General features: G+C 51.6%; 17 protein-coding genes, 2 tRNA genes and 1 other RNA gene. 17 read left to right on the plus strand and 3 right to left on the minus strand.

Features of this window, described 5'->3' with window-relative positions; genetic code table 11:
* Positions 1–133 precede the first annotated feature (133 nt).
* Positions 134–715 (plus strand): Fe-S biogenesis protein NfuA, encoded by a 582-nt coding sequence (nfuA, locus tag PS2015_RS07270; RefSeq protein ID WP_058021589.1) that lies wholly within the window; start codon positions 134–136, stop codon positions 713–715.
* Here nfuA and PS2015_RS07275 read toward each other — a convergent pair whose 3' ends face one another.
* The 3 genes from PS2015_RS07275 to PS2015_RS07285 all read right to left on the minus strand — a co-directional run bounded on the left by PS2015_RS07275 (position 716) and on the right by PS2015_RS07285 (position 2,426).
* Positions 716–1,378: a dUTP diphosphatase gene (locus PS2015_RS07275; protein WP_237113405.1), complete on the minus strand. Its 663-nt coding sequence runs from the start codon at positions 1,376–1,378 to the stop codon at positions 716–718.
* The gene (locus PS2015_RS07280; RefSeq protein ID WP_058021590.1) at positions 1,375–1,614 is read right to left on the minus strand and encodes a hypothetical protein; all 240 of its coding nucleotides are present in this window, start codon (positions 1,612–1,614) and stop codon (positions 1,375–1,377) included. The genes PS2015_RS07275 and PS2015_RS07280 overlap by 4 nt, the downstream gene beginning before the upstream one ends.
* Before the next feature lie 146 nt (positions 1,615–1,760).
* Positions 1,761–2,426, minus strand: coding sequence for a hypothetical protein (locus PS2015_RS07285; RefSeq protein ID WP_058021591.1), 666 nt, complete (start codon positions 2,424–2,426; stop codon positions 1,761–1,763).
* Positions 2,427–2,676: 250 nt separating this feature from the next.
* Between PS2015_RS07285 and PS2015_RS07290 the strand changes: the two genes are divergently transcribed.
* The 16 genes from PS2015_RS07290 to PS2015_RS07360 all read left to right on the plus strand — a co-directional run bounded on the left by PS2015_RS07290 (position 2,677) and on the right by PS2015_RS07360 (position 16,476).
* Positions 2,677–2,752 (plus strand) — tRNA-Glu (locus PS2015_RS07290).
* A gap of 84 nt (positions 2,753–2,836) precedes the next feature.
* Positions 2,837–3,772: an ABC transporter ATP-binding protein gene (locus PS2015_RS07295; protein WP_058021592.1), complete on the plus strand. Its 936-nt coding sequence runs from the start codon at positions 2,837–2,839 to the stop codon at positions 3,770–3,772.
* 16 nt (positions 3,773–3,788) lie between these two features.
* On the plus strand, positions 3,789–4,562 hold the full coding sequence (locus PS2015_RS07300; protein WP_058021593.1) for an ABC transporter permease: 774 nt from the start codon (positions 3,789–3,791) through the stop codon (positions 4,560–4,562).
* A complete protein-coding gene (gene queF, locus PS2015_RS07305) occupies positions 4,559–5,416 on the plus strand; it encodes an NADPH-dependent 7-cyano-7-deazaguanine reductase QueF (RefSeq protein ID WP_058021594.1) in 858 nt (285 codons plus the stop codon). The genes PS2015_RS07300 and queF overlap by 4 nt, the downstream gene beginning before the upstream one ends.
* Before the next feature lie 73 nt (positions 5,417–5,489).
* Positions 5,490–5,577 (plus strand) — tRNA-Ser (locus PS2015_RS07310).
* A gap of 115 nt (positions 5,578–5,692) precedes the next feature.
* Entirely contained in the window at positions 5,693–7,624 is a 1,932-nt protein-coding gene (locus PS2015_RS07315; RefSeq protein ID WP_058021595.1) for a pyrroloquinoline quinone-dependent dehydrogenase, read from the plus strand.
* A 7-nt stretch (positions 7,625–7,631) separates the two neighbouring features.
* Positions 7,632–9,524 (plus strand): pyrroloquinoline quinone-dependent dehydrogenase, encoded by a 1,893-nt coding sequence (locus tag PS2015_RS07320; protein ID WP_169792282.1) that lies wholly within the window; start codon positions 7,632–7,634, stop codon positions 9,522–9,524.
* 90 nt (positions 9,525–9,614) lie between these two features.
* Positions 9,615–9,711: signal recognition particle sRNA small type (gene ffs / locus PS2015_RS15455), an RNA gene on the plus strand.
* Between the two features lie 132 nt (positions 9,712–9,843).
* Positions 9,844–11,526: a DNA polymerase III subunit gamma/tau gene (gene dnaX, locus PS2015_RS07325; protein WP_058021597.1), complete on the plus strand. Its 1,683-nt coding sequence runs from the start codon at positions 9,844–9,846 to the stop codon at positions 11,524–11,526.
* Positions 11,513–11,839 carry a YbaB/EbfC family nucleoid-associated protein gene (locus PS2015_RS07330; RefSeq protein ID WP_058021598.1) on the plus strand — a complete coding sequence of 109 codons (327 nt, stop codon included), beginning with the start codon at positions 11,513–11,515 and terminating at the stop codon, positions 11,837–11,839. The genes dnaX and PS2015_RS07330 overlap by 14 nt, the downstream gene beginning before the upstream one ends.
* Before the next feature lie 2 nt (positions 11,840–11,841).
* On the plus strand, positions 11,842–12,438 hold the full coding sequence (recR, locus tag PS2015_RS07335) for a recombination mediator RecR (protein ID WP_058021599.1): 597 nt from the start codon (positions 11,842–11,844) through the stop codon (positions 12,436–12,438).
* Positions 12,435–13,601, plus strand: a complete 1,167-nt coding sequence (gene rnd / locus PS2015_RS07340; RefSeq protein ID WP_058021600.1) for a ribonuclease D — start codon at positions 12,435–12,437, stop codon at positions 13,599–13,601. The genes recR and rnd overlap by 4 nt, the downstream gene beginning before the upstream one ends.
* Positions 13,594–14,061 (plus strand): YcgN family cysteine cluster protein, encoded by a 468-nt coding sequence (locus PS2015_RS07345; RefSeq protein WP_058021601.1) that lies wholly within the window; start codon positions 13,594–13,596, stop codon positions 14,059–14,061. The genes rnd and PS2015_RS07345 overlap by 8 nt, the downstream gene beginning before the upstream one ends.
* Before the next feature lie 43 nt (positions 14,062–14,104).
* Positions 14,105–14,437: a hypothetical protein gene (locus PS2015_RS07350; RefSeq protein ID WP_156412683.1), complete on the plus strand. Its 333-nt coding sequence runs from the start codon at positions 14,105–14,107 to the stop codon at positions 14,435–14,437.
* An 11-nt stretch (positions 14,438–14,448) separates the two neighbouring features.
* A complete protein-coding gene (locus PS2015_RS07355) occupies positions 14,449–15,291 on the plus strand; it encodes an AAA family ATPase (RefSeq protein ID WP_058023203.1) in 843 nt (280 codons plus the stop codon).
* A gap of 6 nt (positions 15,292–15,297) precedes the next feature.
* Positions 15,298–16,476, plus strand: a complete 1,179-nt coding sequence (locus PS2015_RS07360; protein WP_058021603.1) for a vWA domain-containing protein — start codon at positions 15,298–15,300, stop codon at positions 16,474–16,476.
* Positions 16,477–16,493 lie beyond the last annotated feature (17 nt).

A 16,493-nucleotide genomic window follows, 5' to 3' on the forward strand; every position in this document is an offset into this window, starting at 1 on the left:
GTCGCAAAAAGAGGGCGCAATTCTAACAGATGCGCGGCGGCAACCGATATTTTTTGTCTCTTGCCATACTGTCGGGCTGGAAAATTCTTAATAACCGAGTAAAATACTCGGCTATTAAATCAAGAGGCAATTTATGATTACCATTACCGAGCCCGCACAGGAGTACCTGGCCCAGTTACTGAGTAAGCAGGATGCTGACGGCATTGGCATCCGGGTGTTTATACTGGACCCAGGCACACCCAAGGCCGAAACATGCATTTCCTTTTGCCGGCCCGGCGAACAGAAAGACGAAGATGAGCTCATGACGTTTGAGGATTTCAACGCCTGGATAGAAAAGCGCAGCATCCCGTTCCTTGAAGAGGCGGTTGTGGACTATGCAAAGGACAGCATGGGCGGGCAGCTAACGATTAAAGCGCCAAACTCGAGGCTGCCAAAGATCCGCGAAGATTCGCCGCTGGAAGACCGCATCAATTATGTGCTTTATAACGAAGTCAACCCGTCCCTCGCGTCACACGGTGGCGTGGTAAGCCTGGAAGATATCGTGGATGACAGTATTGCAGTCTTGAAGTTTGGTGGCGGCTGCCAGGGCTGTGGCATGGTGGATGTCACGTTGAAAGAAGGCGTTGAGAAGACACTGATGGATCAGATTCCGGGTTTGACCGGCGTTCGAGATGTCACCGATCACAGCAATCGCGAAAATGCCTATTTCAAGTGATCAGGGCCGGGCAGGGTAGCGGTCCCGCAGCCCATTGTACAAGTGTTCCGCGTAGAGGGGGTCGTTGGCATCCAGCCCCCCCATAACCTCAACCAGAATTTCGTTGTCTTCACGCCCGTTCCACAGTTTTTGATAATGGCCTTCCTTGTAGCCGTTATCCTGTCGGAAAAAATTAAGCACATTTTTTCCGACATATTGTGTAAACAGTGATGACCAGTCGAGTTCACAGTCCTTCATGATAGCTGCAAAAACGCTCAAATCTATACGGCGTGAGGCGGAGAGGGCGATCAACAGTTCGAGTTTGTCGAGCAGTGAACGCTCATTGATGGTGTATGTCTGACTATCAAATTCAAGCGTGTTCTCATACTGCCAATCAGTAAGCTGTGGCAGAGTATTTTCCACATTGCCGTCATTTTCAAGCAGCATTTCGGAAAGAATAAAATGCCATATATCAATTATTTCCATCTGTAACTGCGGAAGATCCATTAACTGCTTCTTCCACCATTTCCAGCCATGGTGCTCTATGGCTTCTGCCGCCTCGATAACCACGGCGCGCAAATAAGGGTAGCGTGCGCTGATCCACTCAGGATCGACTTTACTGTTCATTGCTGCCTGTAACTGCAGCATAACTCGGGCCGGCGCTGCGGCAATAGCTGGAATCATTTGCTGGACTTTTGGGCTAATTCGGTTTGTTGACGCTTCAGAGACACAAGCATTTCCTGCCGGCTTCGCAACATGTCCTCGTAGGATCTGCGGTGTTCGACTTCCCCTGGGCCTATGCTGCCAATCCAGTCCTGCAGGGTGCGGATTTCCAGCTCAAGCTGGCTGATGCCCTGCTCAAGCAGATCCGGCTCCACGTCTGGTGTGCGGGGACGGTTACGCTTTTCTTTCAAGCTCATGCCTGAGGCTCTCTGAGGTCGGGTATGCAAAACGGCGTCAGTCCGTCGGATATCCGTTTTATCGGCGGATATCGGGGAGACATGAGTGACTGACACCATATTACCGTTTAAATCGCCATGAGATTGACATATTTACGATAAAATGGTCAATAAGCCGATTGGCTTATAAAGACTTTCTGATAATGCTGCTTCGCACTCTGGTGATTTTCCGGTTCTCCCCAGGCCTTAGACATCTGACGAATATCGGTTTTTGTCAGCAACCGCATATGTCGGTAGCCCAGCACATGCCAGTCGAAATGCATTGCGTTCAAGTCCTGAAGACTGAATTGTCGGGCCAGTGTCTGCCAGCCTGGTTGCGGCAAACCGTCTATCTTGTCGTGCAGAAAGCCGGCCTGCGCTGCCAGTTGATACAGCCTGATGAGCCACTTGTCCGAATTCTCTGCATCGGCTGACCTTATTGCGGCCCGCATGATGACCGCAGCTTGTTGATAACTTTGCCACTGAGGCCAGGCCTGCTGGCTTATCTGCAAAGCTGACTCATAATCCCCGGAATCTTTCAGTAGTTGACTTTGCTGCTTCCAGTCGACGGAAGGTCCGGAGTCTTGCATGTCAGAGGCATCAGATTCTTCGTCTGTGTCGAGAGTTTGAGCCGGATCTGACTCATTCTCATCCCCTCGATCCAGGTGCAGGGGCGGCAGGCTCTGCTCCCGATCAGCCGCTTTGGCCCGGGACGTTTCCTGGAAGCGATGCAATGCGATGACTATCGCCGCCGTCAGCAGAAGGGCCAGTATCAAGCTGATTAAAGCCAACATTCCGTCTCATCCTCCGATACATTTGAGTTACCACGGGCAAAAACTATCATTTAATAAAAATAATTGCTCATTTTTAATGACAGGCCTATCGCTTCACCATCTGTTTTGCTATTATTCGCGCGCTGTCTGAGTGAGGACATTTGCCAGAAAATAATTGTTCTTCAGATTAAAAGATTTTACTTGACGGCGGCTCGCCAGATTCTTAAAATTCGCGCCGCTTTCTGCAATAAGGCAGGAAACAAAGTTTTCTGTCCCCTTCGTCTAGAGGCCTAGGACACCGGGTTTTCATCCCGGCAACAGGGGTTCGAAACCCCTAGGGGACGCCATATTCAAGCCTGGCTTTTGCCAGGCTTTTTTTTTGGCCGGATTCATATGATAGTGTCTTGTCTGCCAGTTAATCGGGAACAGATATGAACGACTCTGCTCAATACGCCATCTCCATCCGCGATCTGCACAAAACTTATGATAATGGTCATGTAGCACTGAAAGGCATTGACCTGGATGTGCGGGAAAATGATTTTTTTGCGCTGCTCGGTCCCAATGGGGCGGGCAAGTCCACCACCATCGGCATAATTTCCACTCTGGTGCGGGCAACGTCAGGCAGCATCAGCATATTTGGCAAAGACCTGCAGACTCATACCTATGAGACAAAATTGTCACTGGGAATCGTGCCACAGGAAGTCAATTTCAGTCAGTTTGAAAAAGTCGGTGATATTGTTCTTACCCAGGCTGGCTATTATGGTCTGAAAGGTAAACTGGCGCGGGAGCGCACAGAAAAATATCTCAAGAAGCTGGACTTGTGGGATAAACGCGATAATCGTTCAAGGATGCTCTCGGGTGGCATGAAGCGCAGGTTGATGATTGCCAGGGCGCTTGTTCATGAGCCTCGTCTGTTAATCCTGGATGAGCCGACCGCAGGCGTGGATATCGAGCTGCGGCGATCCATGTGGGAGTTTCTGCAAGAGATTAACAATAGAGGCACCACGATTATTCTGACCACCCATTACCTGGAAGAAGCCGAGAACCTGTGCCGCAATATTGCCATCATCAATCACGGCGAAATCGTCGAAAATACCAGTATGCGAGCCCTGCTGGGCAAGCTTGCACGACAGACCCTGGTTTTTGACACCTTTAGCGAGCTGCATCAGGTGCCACAATTTAATGATCCGGATATTCATGTCCAGTTACTGGACAGTCATAGCTTTGAAGTAAATATGAGCACCAGTCGTGATATTAATGAGGTGTTCGCCGTTTTAAGCGGTCAGCAGGTACTGGTTAAAAGTATGCGCAATAAAACCAACAGGCTTGAAGAGTTGTTCCTCTCCAGCCTGCGACCGGTTCAATAAGCAGGACATATTGATCATGTTTGCTAATCACAAGTTTGTTGCTTTCGAAACCATTTTAATCAAAGAGATCCGGCGCTTTTCGAGAATCTGGATGCAGACTCTTGTTCCGCCAGCTATTACAATCGGTCTGTATTATCTTATCTTCGGGAATTTGATCGGTCGTCGAATAGGCGAAATGGGCGGGTACAACTATATCGATTTTATTGTCCCCGGATTGATCATGATGGCGGTTATACAAAATTCATACGCCAATGTTTCATCGTCGTTCTTCAGCAACAAGTTCCAGCGCTGTGTAGAAGAAATTCTGGTCTCGCCGGTACCCAATTTCATCATCCTGCTGGGATTCGTGGCCGGTGGAATGGCTCGAGGTCTGGCCGTAGGCATTATGGTGACGATGATGTCGTTTATCTTCACCTCGCTCTCAATCGAACATCCCTTGCTCACCATTCTGGTGGTGTTACTGACTGCAATGGTGTTTTCGCTGGCTGGATTCATCAATGCCCTGTTTGCCAATACATTCGATGACATATCCATAATCCCCACCTTCGTGCTTACACCATTGATTTACCTGGGTGGGGTATTTTATTCAATTGAACTTTTGCCAACTGCAGGTCAGTGGATCTCTGCTCTGAACCCGGTACTGTATATGGTCAATACATTCAGGTACGGAATTCTCGGCAGCAGCGATGTCAATATCTATTGGGCCGTATTTATGTTGCTGCTGTTTGGCTCGGTTTTATATGCTGTAGCGTTGATATTATTGCGTCGCGGCACAGGATTACGACATTGACGACGATCAAGACAAACCCGCTCGGTCAGGCGACCACCTATCCGGAGACCTACGACCCCGCGCTTCTCTATAGTGTCCCCCGGTCTATGAACCGGACTTCTCTCGGGATAATCGAGTCAGCACTGCCTTTTCGGGGCTTCGACCATTGGCGCGCCTATGAACTGTCGTGGCTGCGGCCGAATGGCATGCCGGTAGTTGCAACAGGTGATGTGCTGGTGTCCTGTGATTCCACCAATATTGTGGAATCCAAATCAATGAAGCTGTATTTCAATTCCTTAAATCAACATACCTTTGCCAGTGCAGAAGAAGCCAGAAAATGCATACAAAAAGATTTGGCGACGGCGGCAGGCGGCGACGTTATCGTCACAATCCAATTGCCTGGCGAAGGGCAGACTTCAACGCAGCGGCTTCAGGCGATTCCAGAAAACGCTGTATTGCTGGATCGGCTGAATGTATCCGCGCGAATTTTTAAACCTGACAGGAGACTTCTGCAGCTTGCGGGGCCTGTAAGCGAAGGTGCGGTTTCCGTGACCGAAGTGCTTGCTTCCAATCTTTTCCGTTCCAACTGTCCGGTCACGGCGCAGCCAGACTGGGGGACAGTCATCATTAGTTACACGGGCGACGCCATTGACCATGAGGGTCTGCTTCGTTATGTGATTTCCTATCGCCAGCACGAAGGATTTCATGAACACTGTGCTGAACAGATTTATCGCGACATCATGGCGGTGTGCGCACCGGAATATTTAACTGTACAGATCAATTTTCTGCGTCGCGGCGGTCTGGAAATCAATCCTGTCAGAACGTCATTGCCGGTTATGCGAATGCAGCCTTTGCCCAGGTTATTGCGGCAGTAGATTGATTCGCAGGCAGCACATCATCGCGCTTGTATTTGACCGGGCCTTGGTATAGAGTTACGCGCCTTAAAACGGTGAGGTGTCCGAGTGGCTGAAGGAGCACGCCTGGAAAGTGTGTATACGGAAACGTATCGAGGGTTCGAATCCCTCCCTCACCGCCAAATTCCCTTTCAGCAGATCGCTTTTAACAAAGTTCTATTCAGGCTTTAACAGTCTGGCTGGCATGTTGTAAGATCCTCTTGCCCGATAAAAAAATAATCGACAAGAGAGCACAGCATGTACCCATCCAAGCCGCAAATCTGTCTGTTTCCCCGGTTTCTTCCAAAATCACTTGTTTTTTCAGTCTCAGCATTGCTGGCTGGGCTCGGTACCCTGGCGCATGCTAATGACTGGCAGCACTACGGCTCCGATCTCGGGTCCAGCAAATATGCTCCTTTTGATCAAATTGATGAGCGCAACGTCAGTCAATTGAGACAGGCCTGGCGCTGGGATTCACCTGATAACGCCACCGTTGCGGCCAATCACGCTGCGGAGAACTTTCGCGCCACACCTTCAGCATTCAAGGCCACACCCATTGCGATCGATGGCGTGCTGTATATAAACACCTCATTCGGCCGGGTTTCCGCTATTGACGGTGTAAGCGGCGAAGAGCTCTGGATGTTTGATACAAGGGGCTGGGAGGCAGGGCGCCCCGCGAACCTTGGTTATAACAGCCGGGGCGTCAGCTACTGGAGTGATGGTGACCAAAAGCGCATTCTGGCGCTATCCAATGACGCTTATCTTTGGTCAATTGATGCTGAAACCGGCCAACTGGATGAGAGTTTCGGTGATGGCGGTAAAGTAGATCTGGCGCAGGGTCTGGGCAGGGAGATTAATCGTCGCGCTTACACTATGATGTCAGCACCGCTGATCTATGAACATCTGGCAATAGTCGGTTCATCGATCCACGATGGACCGATGTATCAGGAGGCTCCTCCAGGGCATGTTCGGGCCTTTGATGTCAGAACTGGCGAACAGGTATGGATATTCCACACCATTCCCCAGGCGGGCGAGTTTGGCAATGAGACCTGGGAGAACGATTCCTGGCAAAAAGTCGGCAATACCAACGTCTGGACGCAAATGAGTGCGGACCCGGAGCTGGGATTGGTGTATCTGCCGGTTGGTACTCCAACCAATGACTGGTACGGTGGCCACAGGCTGGGTGACAACCTGTTTGCTGAGACGTTGATCGCGGTTGATGCGCTGACAGGCGAAAGACGCTGGCATTTTCAGGCGGTCAAACACGGCTTGTGGGATTATGATCTACCGGCGGCGCCCAATCTGGTGGATATCACTGTCGACGGTAAACCTGTAAAAGCGCTGGCCCAGATTTCCAAACAAGGGTTTGTTTATGTTCTGAATCGCGAAACCGGCGAACCTGTCTGGCCCATGGAAGAAAGGCCTGTACCTCAATCTACAGTGCCAGGCGAGCGCACGTCGCCGACCCAACTTCACCCGACACGGCCTGCAGCCTTTGAGCCGCAGGGTGTTTCGGATGAGACAATAGTCGACTTCACTCCTCAGCTGCGCGCCGAAGCCATGGAGAATATCCAGCGCTTTGACTATGGCCCACTGTTTACGCCGCCATCGCTGCGTGGCACCATTTTGCTGCCAGGCTGGGCCGGTGGCGGTGGTTGGCAGGGTTCTGCCGTTGATCCGGAAACCGGGATTGTCTACATCCCATCAGGCACAGGACCCATTGTCGTGCAGCTGGTGGAGCCTGAACCTGGCACCTCCGATTTCAGATACGTGCGTGGCGGGGTAACGTCGGTTAATGGCCCGCAGGGCTTGCCTCTGACCAAGCCACCTTATGGGCGAATCACTGCCATAGACCTGAACTCCGGCGATCATCTTTGGATGGTTCCGCATGGTGAAGGCCCCAGGCAGCGGATTATCGATCTCGGCATTGAGGATCCGGGCCCGGTCGGTTCGGCCTCTCGAACAGGTCCGGTGCTGACCCGTACCTTGCTGTTTATAGCGCAGCAGGATGGTGGCAGGTCGGTGCTGCGTGCCTTCGACAAGACAAGCGGCGCCATTGTGCACGAAATCGATCTGCCTTCTGTCCCATCGGCGACACCAATGACCTACATGGCAGATGGCAAGCAGTATATCGCGATTGCGCTGGGTGGCGGGCCCGAATCCTTTATGGTGAGCTATGCCTTGCCCTGATTCCAGAGTGCCGCGAATTCGTAAAAGTCTTGCCTGGCTGTCTACCGCAGTTGTCGTCAGTGTCTCGGCGACGGCAACTGCACAAACGGTCGACTGGCAGACCTATGGTTCTGATCTGGCCGCCAGCAAATACGTGCCGCTGGAACAGATAAATGCCAGCAATGTGAACGAGCTGCAGATTGCGTGGTCCTGGGAAACTCCGGACAATGAGTTGTTCCGTCAACACGACAATGCCAGTGCCGGGGAGTATAAATCCACCCCGATCATGATCGATGACACCCTTTACGTGAGCACCTCACTGGGGCAGGTGGCTGCTATAGATGCGGTGAGTGGTGAACAACGCTGGGTGTTTGATACCGGTTCCTGGCAAAGAGGGCGTCATCCGAATTTCAACAACAATCACCGGGGCGTCGCCTGGTGGGATGATGGCATTGACGGCCGTATTTTGATGGCGGCTAACGATGGCTTGCTGTGGTCAATCAACGCCCGAACCGGCCAGCCGGATGCGGCCTTCGGAGAGAATGGCGTCGTTGACCTCAAACTTGGCCTGGGGCGCGAGACGCGCATTGGCCTGTATGGTGCGATTTCGCCGCCAACTGTCATTAATGACATCATTGTTGTGGGATCTTCTATCAGTGACGGGCCACTGTTTCAGGATCAGTTGCCCCCGGGGCATGTGCGCGGTTTCGATGCGCGGACCGGCGAACAGCGCTGGATATTCCACACCATTCCGCAAGGCGAGGAGGCGGGCGCAGAGACCTGGGAGAATGGCGCATGGCGCACAGCCGGCGCGACTAACGTATGGACGACAATGAGCGCCGATCCGGAAACCGGCTATGTCTACCTGCCAACCAGCACGCCCAACAACGATTGGTACGGTGCACACCGTCTTGGCGACAACCTGTACGCCGAGAGCCTGGTCTGCCTGGATTCAGCCACCGGTGAGGTGGTCTGGCATTTTCAGACCGTCAGGCACGGATTGTGGGATTATGATTTGCCGGCGGCGCCCAATCTGCTTGATATCAACATTAACGGCGAAATCATCAAAGCGGTCGCCCAGGTTAGCAAGCAGGGCTTCGTGTTTGTTTTTGATCGGATAACCGGAGAGCCGGTCTGGCCGATTGAAGACCGGGCCGTTCCGCAATCAAATGTGCCCGGCGAGCGCAGTTCGCCAACCCAGCCGTTTCCGAGCAAACCACCGCCTTTCGAGCCGCAGGGTATTTCGGATGCGACTCTGATCGACTTTACGCCGGAACTACGTGAACAGGCATTAGCCTTGATCGCGGATGTGGACTATGGGCCGCTTTATACGCCGCCCTCCGAGCGCGGTGTCATCATTTTCCCCGGTTACAGCGGCGGTGCGACATGGACCGGTGCAGCAACCGATCCCGAGACTGGCGTGATGTACGTTCCATCGTTTTCGGCACCCCGATTCGTCCGACTGCGAAAGCCCGAGTCGGGGGAATCCGACTTTGGCTATATACGTGATCGCAGCTTTGATATCAGTGGCCCGCAGGGTCTGCCGTTAATCAAACCACCCTATGCAAGAATTACGGCCATTGATCTTAATCGGGGAGAGCATCTCTGGATGGTGCCGCATGGGGAAGGTATCCGGCAGCGCCTGATCAACATGGGTATTGAGGATCCCGGCCCGGTAGGAAGTTTCGGGCGCAATGGGCCTTTGCTGACAAAAAGTCTGCTGTTTGTTGCCCAGCTTGATGGCAGCAGGCCATTGATTCGCAGTTACGACAAGCAGAGCGGCGCTGTCTTGAGCGAACTGGATTTGCCATTACCGCCAATGGGCACGCCAATGAGCTATATGGTTAACGGCAAGCAGTTTATCGTGATGGCAATCGGAGCAGGGCCGGATACACGACTTATTGGCCTGTCTTTACCCTGAGTCGCGGAGCCACTTGATTCAGTCGCCGTTATTGCCCATAATGCCGCCCTTGCCGTGACTCGCTCACGGCAGTGTTGTAATGGTGCCTCTTGTCGGTCCCCGCGCAATGATAGGCTGTGAACCCCGCCAGGCCCGGAAGGGAGCAACGGTAACAGCTGACTCATGTGCCGTGGTGTGGCTGGCAGGAGGTACCTCCAGTTACTTCTATACGCCACTCACCTGCAGCACTTCAGATACTATTCCCGGCCAATACGGCTCTGTCACTTGACGATTGATTGCAATACAATAGTCCTTTGACTATTCGACAAGACTGACACGCATGAGTTATCAGGTGCTCGCCAGAAAATGGCGTCCAAAAAATTTCAGTGAAATGGCCGGCCAGGCGCATGTCCTGCAGACTCTGAGCCATGCTCTGGAGCAGCAACGCCTGCATCATGCTTATCTGTTCACAGGTACACGGGGCGTAGGCAAAACGACCGTCGCCCGTATCCTGGCTCGTTGTCTGAATTGCGAAACAGGGATCACGGCTGCACCTTGCGGGCAATGCGATGCCTGTCGCGAAATTTCTGAAGGCCGCTTTATCGATCTGATTGAAGTGGATGCCGCTTCGCGCACCCGTGTGGAAGATACCCGTGAGCTCCTGGAAAATGTCCAGTATGCTCCGTCGCGTGGTCGTTTCAAGGTCTATCTGATAGACGAAGTTCATATGCTGTCAACGCACAGTTTTAATGCCCTGCTGAAGACGCTGGAAGAACCCCCGCCGCACGTCAAATTCCTGCTGGCCACTACCGACCCCCAGAAACTACCGGTAACTGTTTTATCGCGCTGTCTGCAGTTTCATCTCAAAAACCTGGCACCTCAGCAAATTGTCAACTACCTGCAGTCTGTGTTGACGGCCGAGCAGATTGAATTTGAAGAAAACGCGCTATGGCAGCTGGCGCGGGCGGCTAATGGCAGTATGCGTGATGCATTGACCTTGCTGGATCAAAGTATTTCTTTTGGCGAAGGTCGGGTGCATAGTCAGGCCGTGACCGCGCTATTGGGTACGCCGGATCATAAGCTGTTGTTTTCCCTGCTGGATGCTCTGAAAGATCGAGATGGCGAGCGTGTGATAAATGATATAGCTCAGTGCGCCGAAAATAATCCCGACTTCGAACGCCTGATGACAGCGATGGCGGAATTACTGCATCGACTGGCGCTCGCTCAGGCTGTGCCCGGCACGGTGGACAACAGCCAGGGTGACAAAGAGCTTGTGCAGTCGCTGGCAGGGCAATTGGCTGCTGAAGATGTGCAGCTCTATTACCAGTTTGCCCTGCAATGTATCCAGGAAATGAAATTCTCGCCCGATAAGCGCATGAGTTTCGAAATGTCTCTGCTACGGATGCTCGCCTTCAGTCCAGATGTTTTTGGACATGAAGAAGCTGAACACATACCAGATCAGTCAGTCGAAAAAAAAAAGCCCCTGAGTTCTCCGGCGCAAAATCCTGACCCGGTATCACCCCTCGCCGGCGCAGTAGCTCATGAAGCCGATTCGGAGCAGAAAGAAGAAATACAGGGTAGTCAGCCGCTGCCTGAAGAGAAAACCGATAGTATTGATGCTGCGGCTGCCCCGGTCACCGATATAGACGACTGGTACCGTCTGGTTGAACAGTGCCGTTTAACTGGCATCAGTGCAAATATCCTCTGGAACTGTATCCCCGATAGTCAGACAGTATCTCATATGGATTTGCTGCTAGACGAAAATCAGAGTGCGCTGTATTCAATCGATCAGGATCAACACATTGCCAGAGCTCTGTCTGAGGTTTCTGGTCGCGAAATGACGGTCAGCATCTCCAAAGCCGCACTGAACACCGAAACACCGGCGCAGAGACGTGCCAGAATCAAGCGCGAGGCTATCGAGGCCTTACACCATAGTTTTCACAATGATCCGGGTGTAGTTGCCCTGGTGACTACCTTTGATGCACGCATTGAACAGTTGAGGACACATTATGAGCGAACTTAATATAAACGAGCTGATGCAACAGGCCAAGAAAATGCAAGAGCAAATGCAGAAGGCTCAGGAAGAGGCAGCCAAACGCAGCGTAACCGGCGAATCCGGTGCAGGCCTGGTCAAGATAGAGCTGGGCGGTCGCTATGATGCCAGGAGGGTCGAGTTGAGCGACGACCTGATGAACGAAGAAAAGGAGATAATCGAGGACCTGATCGTCGCTGCCATTAATGATGCGGTCAAGAAACTCGAGGACGGTAATAAAGACTCTCTGAGCCAGATGGCTTCGGGATTGAAGTTACCGGAAGGATTCCGGTTTCCTTTTTGACAATGCACAGTAAATTGCTCGACCAATTAATCCAGTCTTTGCGCTGCCTGCCGGGCGTTGGACCAAAATCTGCACAGCGCATGGCGCTCTACCTGATGGAACGCAACCGCACTGGTGCAGCTCTTTTAAGTGAAACAATTACCGAGGCCCTGCAGCGGCTGGGACGTTGCCAGCAATGCCGGGCGTTGACGGAAGAGGCGGTATGTAGACTCTGCAGCAACCCGAACCGGGATCAGAGTCTATTATGTATTGTTGGCTCACCAGCAGATATGTTTGCTATAGAGCAGGCCGGCAGCTATAACGGAATGTACTTCCTGTTGACGGGCCACCTGTCACCTATTGACGGCATAGGCCCACAGGAGATAGGTATTTCTGAACTACTGACTCTTCTTGATTCTCGTCCTGTTCAGGAGGTGATACTTGCCAACAATCCGACTGTAGAAGGCGAGGCTACAGCCAGCTATATCGCCGCTTTGCTCAGGGACCGGGAATTGAGTGTTTCAAGAATCGCTCACGGCGTGCCGGTTGGCGGAGAGCTTGAATTTGTTGATGGGGGTACATTAAGCCATGCATTTAACGGACGACTACGCCTGAAATGAACGACTCGGTAAACGCAGTAGACTACACATTCGTCAGCCTCTCCCGGGAGCTGGATCAATTGTGTGATAAGTGGAGTCACCTGCCTGTACTGGCTCTTGACACTGAATTTATTCGGGTCAATACCTTTTATCCAAAACCAGGTCTGATTCAGGTCTGTGATGGTCAGGATGTTTATTTGCTGGATCCACTTGATATCGATGACTTTTCATCATTCAAGGCGCTATTGAATAATCCGGCCATTTGTAAAGTGCTGCATTCTTCTTCTGAGGATCTGGTTTTGTTTCTGAACTTCTTCGGGATGCTGCCAGAGCCCTTGTTTGATACTCAGAAGGCCGCTGCCTTTCTGGGATACGGCCCCAGTATCAGCTACCAGAATCTGGTCAATGATATGACTGGCATTGCACTTGGAAAGGGGGAAACCCGCTCAAACTGGCTGCATCGCCCTCTCAGCGAGCAGCAACTCCACTATGCTGCACTGGATGTAAAGTACCTGCCAGAGTTGTATAAACGCTTGTGTGATCAATTGCATGCGCGCGATCGTCTTGCAATGTTTCAGGCCGAGTGTGCTGCAATGATTGATACAGCTGTTCGTATCGAAGATGAAGCCTCGTGGCCAAATCTATATCAGCAGATGGGTGCCGCCTGGCGTCTGAACACGCAGCAATTGGGTGTACTGCAACTCCTTGGTATCTGGCGTGAACAACAGGCACGGCTTAGAGATACTCCCAGGACCTGGGTGGCCCGGGACGCCGATCTCATTCAGATTGCTGAACGGATGCCGGAAACGCTGTCGGAGCTTAAGTCTCTGAAAGAAATGTCCAGAAATCTTTACAACAAAGACGCAGATGCGATACTCGCCCTGGTATGTAAGGCTGAACCGGTGCCTCAGGATGTGCTGGAGAATATCGATGGGGCACCTCTCAACCATCATCAAAGAGTATTGTTAAAGAAAATGCAAAAAGCGGTTGGTCTTATAGCCAAACAAAGCGGTATCGCTGAAGAATTGCTGGCCCGTAAAAAAGTATTAATCCGTATATTACGACTCAATGAAAATGTTGAAGACTGGAATATGATCCGTTGGCCGTCTGAAGTCCGTGTATGGCAGCAGACTTTGCTACACGAGCCGATCGCACAGGCCCTGGGAGTCAAGAGTGATGCCTGACAAACAATCCGCTGACAATCAATTACAGCCTTTCTGGGAGAAACCACTGGAAAGCCTGAACCGCCGCGAATGGGAGTCACTGTGCGATGGCTGTGGCCGCTGCTGCCTGAAAAAGCTTCAAGACGAAGACGACCGGATCTGGTACACGCGCGTGGTCTGCAAGCTGTTGGATCAGCCAACCTGCGGTTGCACTTCCTATGCAAACCGACAGACGCTGGTGCCGGACTGCCTGGTACTCGATCTGGATACTCTGGCACGTGAACATGACTGGATTCCGGCAAGCTGTGCTTATAAACTCAGATATCAGGGTTTGCCCTTGCCAGAATGGCATCCGTTACTGACAGGCTCGCGACAGGCTATGCTTGATGAAGGCATCGCCGTGACCGGCAAAGTGATCTCTGAGGAGTATGTCCATGATGACGGAATTGAGGAACACATCATTCGGTGGGTGACCGCCTGATGTGGATCGACATGAGCTGCACAGTACGGAGACGGGGCCAGCGATGCTGAATATTTACGGTTATCTGACCAGTTGGGCGATTTACCTGGCTGCTGGCACGATTTGCTACGTACTGTTCTATCGTGCGACTGCTGTCATTCGACCCAAAACCCTGGCTAATGTTATGCGGGGTATTATGATTGCGCTGATCTATACACCCTGGTATATCAGTGCCGACAACGATCTCATGGCTCCCGTGCTTATGGTGATTACACTGGACATGATCACTCTGGGCGGCGATGCCTTCATTCGCGGATTTGTCCCCTTGTTGCTGGCACTCAGCCTGGCGATTCTGGCAGGTCTGTTCTGGAACATGATCAAGAAAAAACTTCAGTGAAAGAGGAAATTATGCGCTTTACCGGAACCAGACAGTATGTCGCCACCGGCGAACTCCAGATGGCGGTCAACGCGGCCATCAGTTTGCAGAAACCCCTGTTGATAAAAGGCGAGCCGGGCACGGGTAAAACCATGCTGGCTGAACAGATTGCTGAATCACTGGGATTGAGAATAATTCAGTGGCACATAAAGTCTACAACCCGCGCTCAGCAGGGTCTGTATGAATACGATGCGGTATCCCGATTGCGCGATTCACAACTGGGTGACCCGAAGGTGCATGATATCGCCAACTACATCGTGAAAGGCAAATTGTGGGAAGCCTTTGAGGCAGATGAACCGGTAGTGCTGTTGATTGACGAAATCGACAAGGCTGATATCGAGTTCCCCAACGACCTGTTGCTGGAAATAGACAAGATGGAGTTTTACGTTTACGAAACCCGTCAACAGGTCAAGGCACAACATCGACCGATCGTCATCATCACCAGCAATAATGAGAAGGAGTTACCCGACGCGTTTTTACGGCGCTGTTTCTTCCACTACATCAAGTTTCCTGATCCGGTGACCATGGAAAAGATCATTGCCGTGCATTTCCCTGACATCAAAAAGGAGTTGCTCAGTCAGGCGATGGATATTTTTTTCGACGTGCGTAAAGTACCTGGTCTCAAGAAGAAACCATCGACCTCCGAATTGATCGACTGGCTGAAACTTCTGCTGGCCGACGATATCCCGGAAGAGGTATTGCGCAACAAGGATAATACCAGTGCCATACCCCCATTATACGGTGCGCTACTGAAAAATGAGCAGGATGTACATTTGCTGGAGAAACTGGCATTTATGCATCGCGCCAAACGTTAACGGCTCATGCTGATTCGTTTCTTCAACACGCTACGCAGAGAACGAGTGCCAGTCAGTATCACTGAGCTGTTCACTCTGCTCGACTGTCTTCAGCGGAATTTCGCTTTTGCAGACATGGAAGAGTTCTATATGCTGGCTCGCCTGTGTTTGGTCAAAGATGAAAAGTATTTCGATCGATTCGATAAGGCCTTCATTAGATATTTTCACGAACTTGATGTGCTTGATGACCTGCTTAAGGAAATGATTCCTGATGAATGGCTGCGTCGCCAGTTCGAACGAAGTCTGAGCGAGGAGGAACGCGCACAGATTGAAGCTATGGGTGGCCTGGACAAGCTGATGGAAGCATTCCGCGAACGGCTAAAGGAACAGAAGGAAAGGCATCAGGGCGGCAACAAATGGATAGGCACAGGTGGCACATCACCCTTTGGGGCATTTGGTTACAACCCTGAAGGAGTACGCATAGGTCAGGATGATGGACGGGAAGGGCGTGCCGTCAAAGTCTGGGACAAGCGTGAATACCGCGATCTGGATGATTCCGTTGAGATTGGCACCCGAAATATAAAAATGGCGCTGCGCCGGCTGCGCAAATTTGCACGAGACGGCGCGCAGGATGAACTGGACATCGACGACACCATTTCATCGACTGCCAGAAATGCAGGCATGTTGGATATAAAAATGATCCCTGAACGGCATAATGCCGTAAAAGTGCTGATTTTCTTTGATGTAGGCGGATCGATGGATCCCTACGTAAAAGTGTGTGAGGAATTGTTCTCAGCCGCTCGCTCGGAGTTCAAACACCTGGAGTATTTCTATTTCCATAATTTTATCTATGAGTCTGTATGGAAAAAGAGTCTCCGCAGGCAAGCCGAAACGACGCTGCTGACAGACGTACTCAATAAATATGGCAAAGATTATAAAGTCCTTTTTGTTGGCGATGCCACCATGGCACCTTACGAAATCACCCATGTCGGCGGCAGTATCGAGCACTACAACGAGCAGCCAGGGGCCTACTGGATGCAACAGGTAACTGAGCACTACGACCACGTGGCCTGGATAAACCCTACACCCAAAGAACATTGGGAGCATGGTTATTCGATTGCGGTCGTGCGGCAGTTGTTAAATGACCGAATGTATCCGATGACCGTTAAAGGGCTTGAAGAAGCCATGCAGCTTTTGAGCAAATAAGATCAGCTAAACCCCCG

It is taken from the genome of Pseudohongiella spirulinae, assembly GCF_001444425.1.
In the GTDB taxonomy this organism is placed as follows: domain Bacteria; phylum Pseudomonadota; class Gammaproteobacteria; order Pseudomonadales; family Pseudohongiellaceae; genus Pseudohongiella; species Pseudohongiella spirulinae.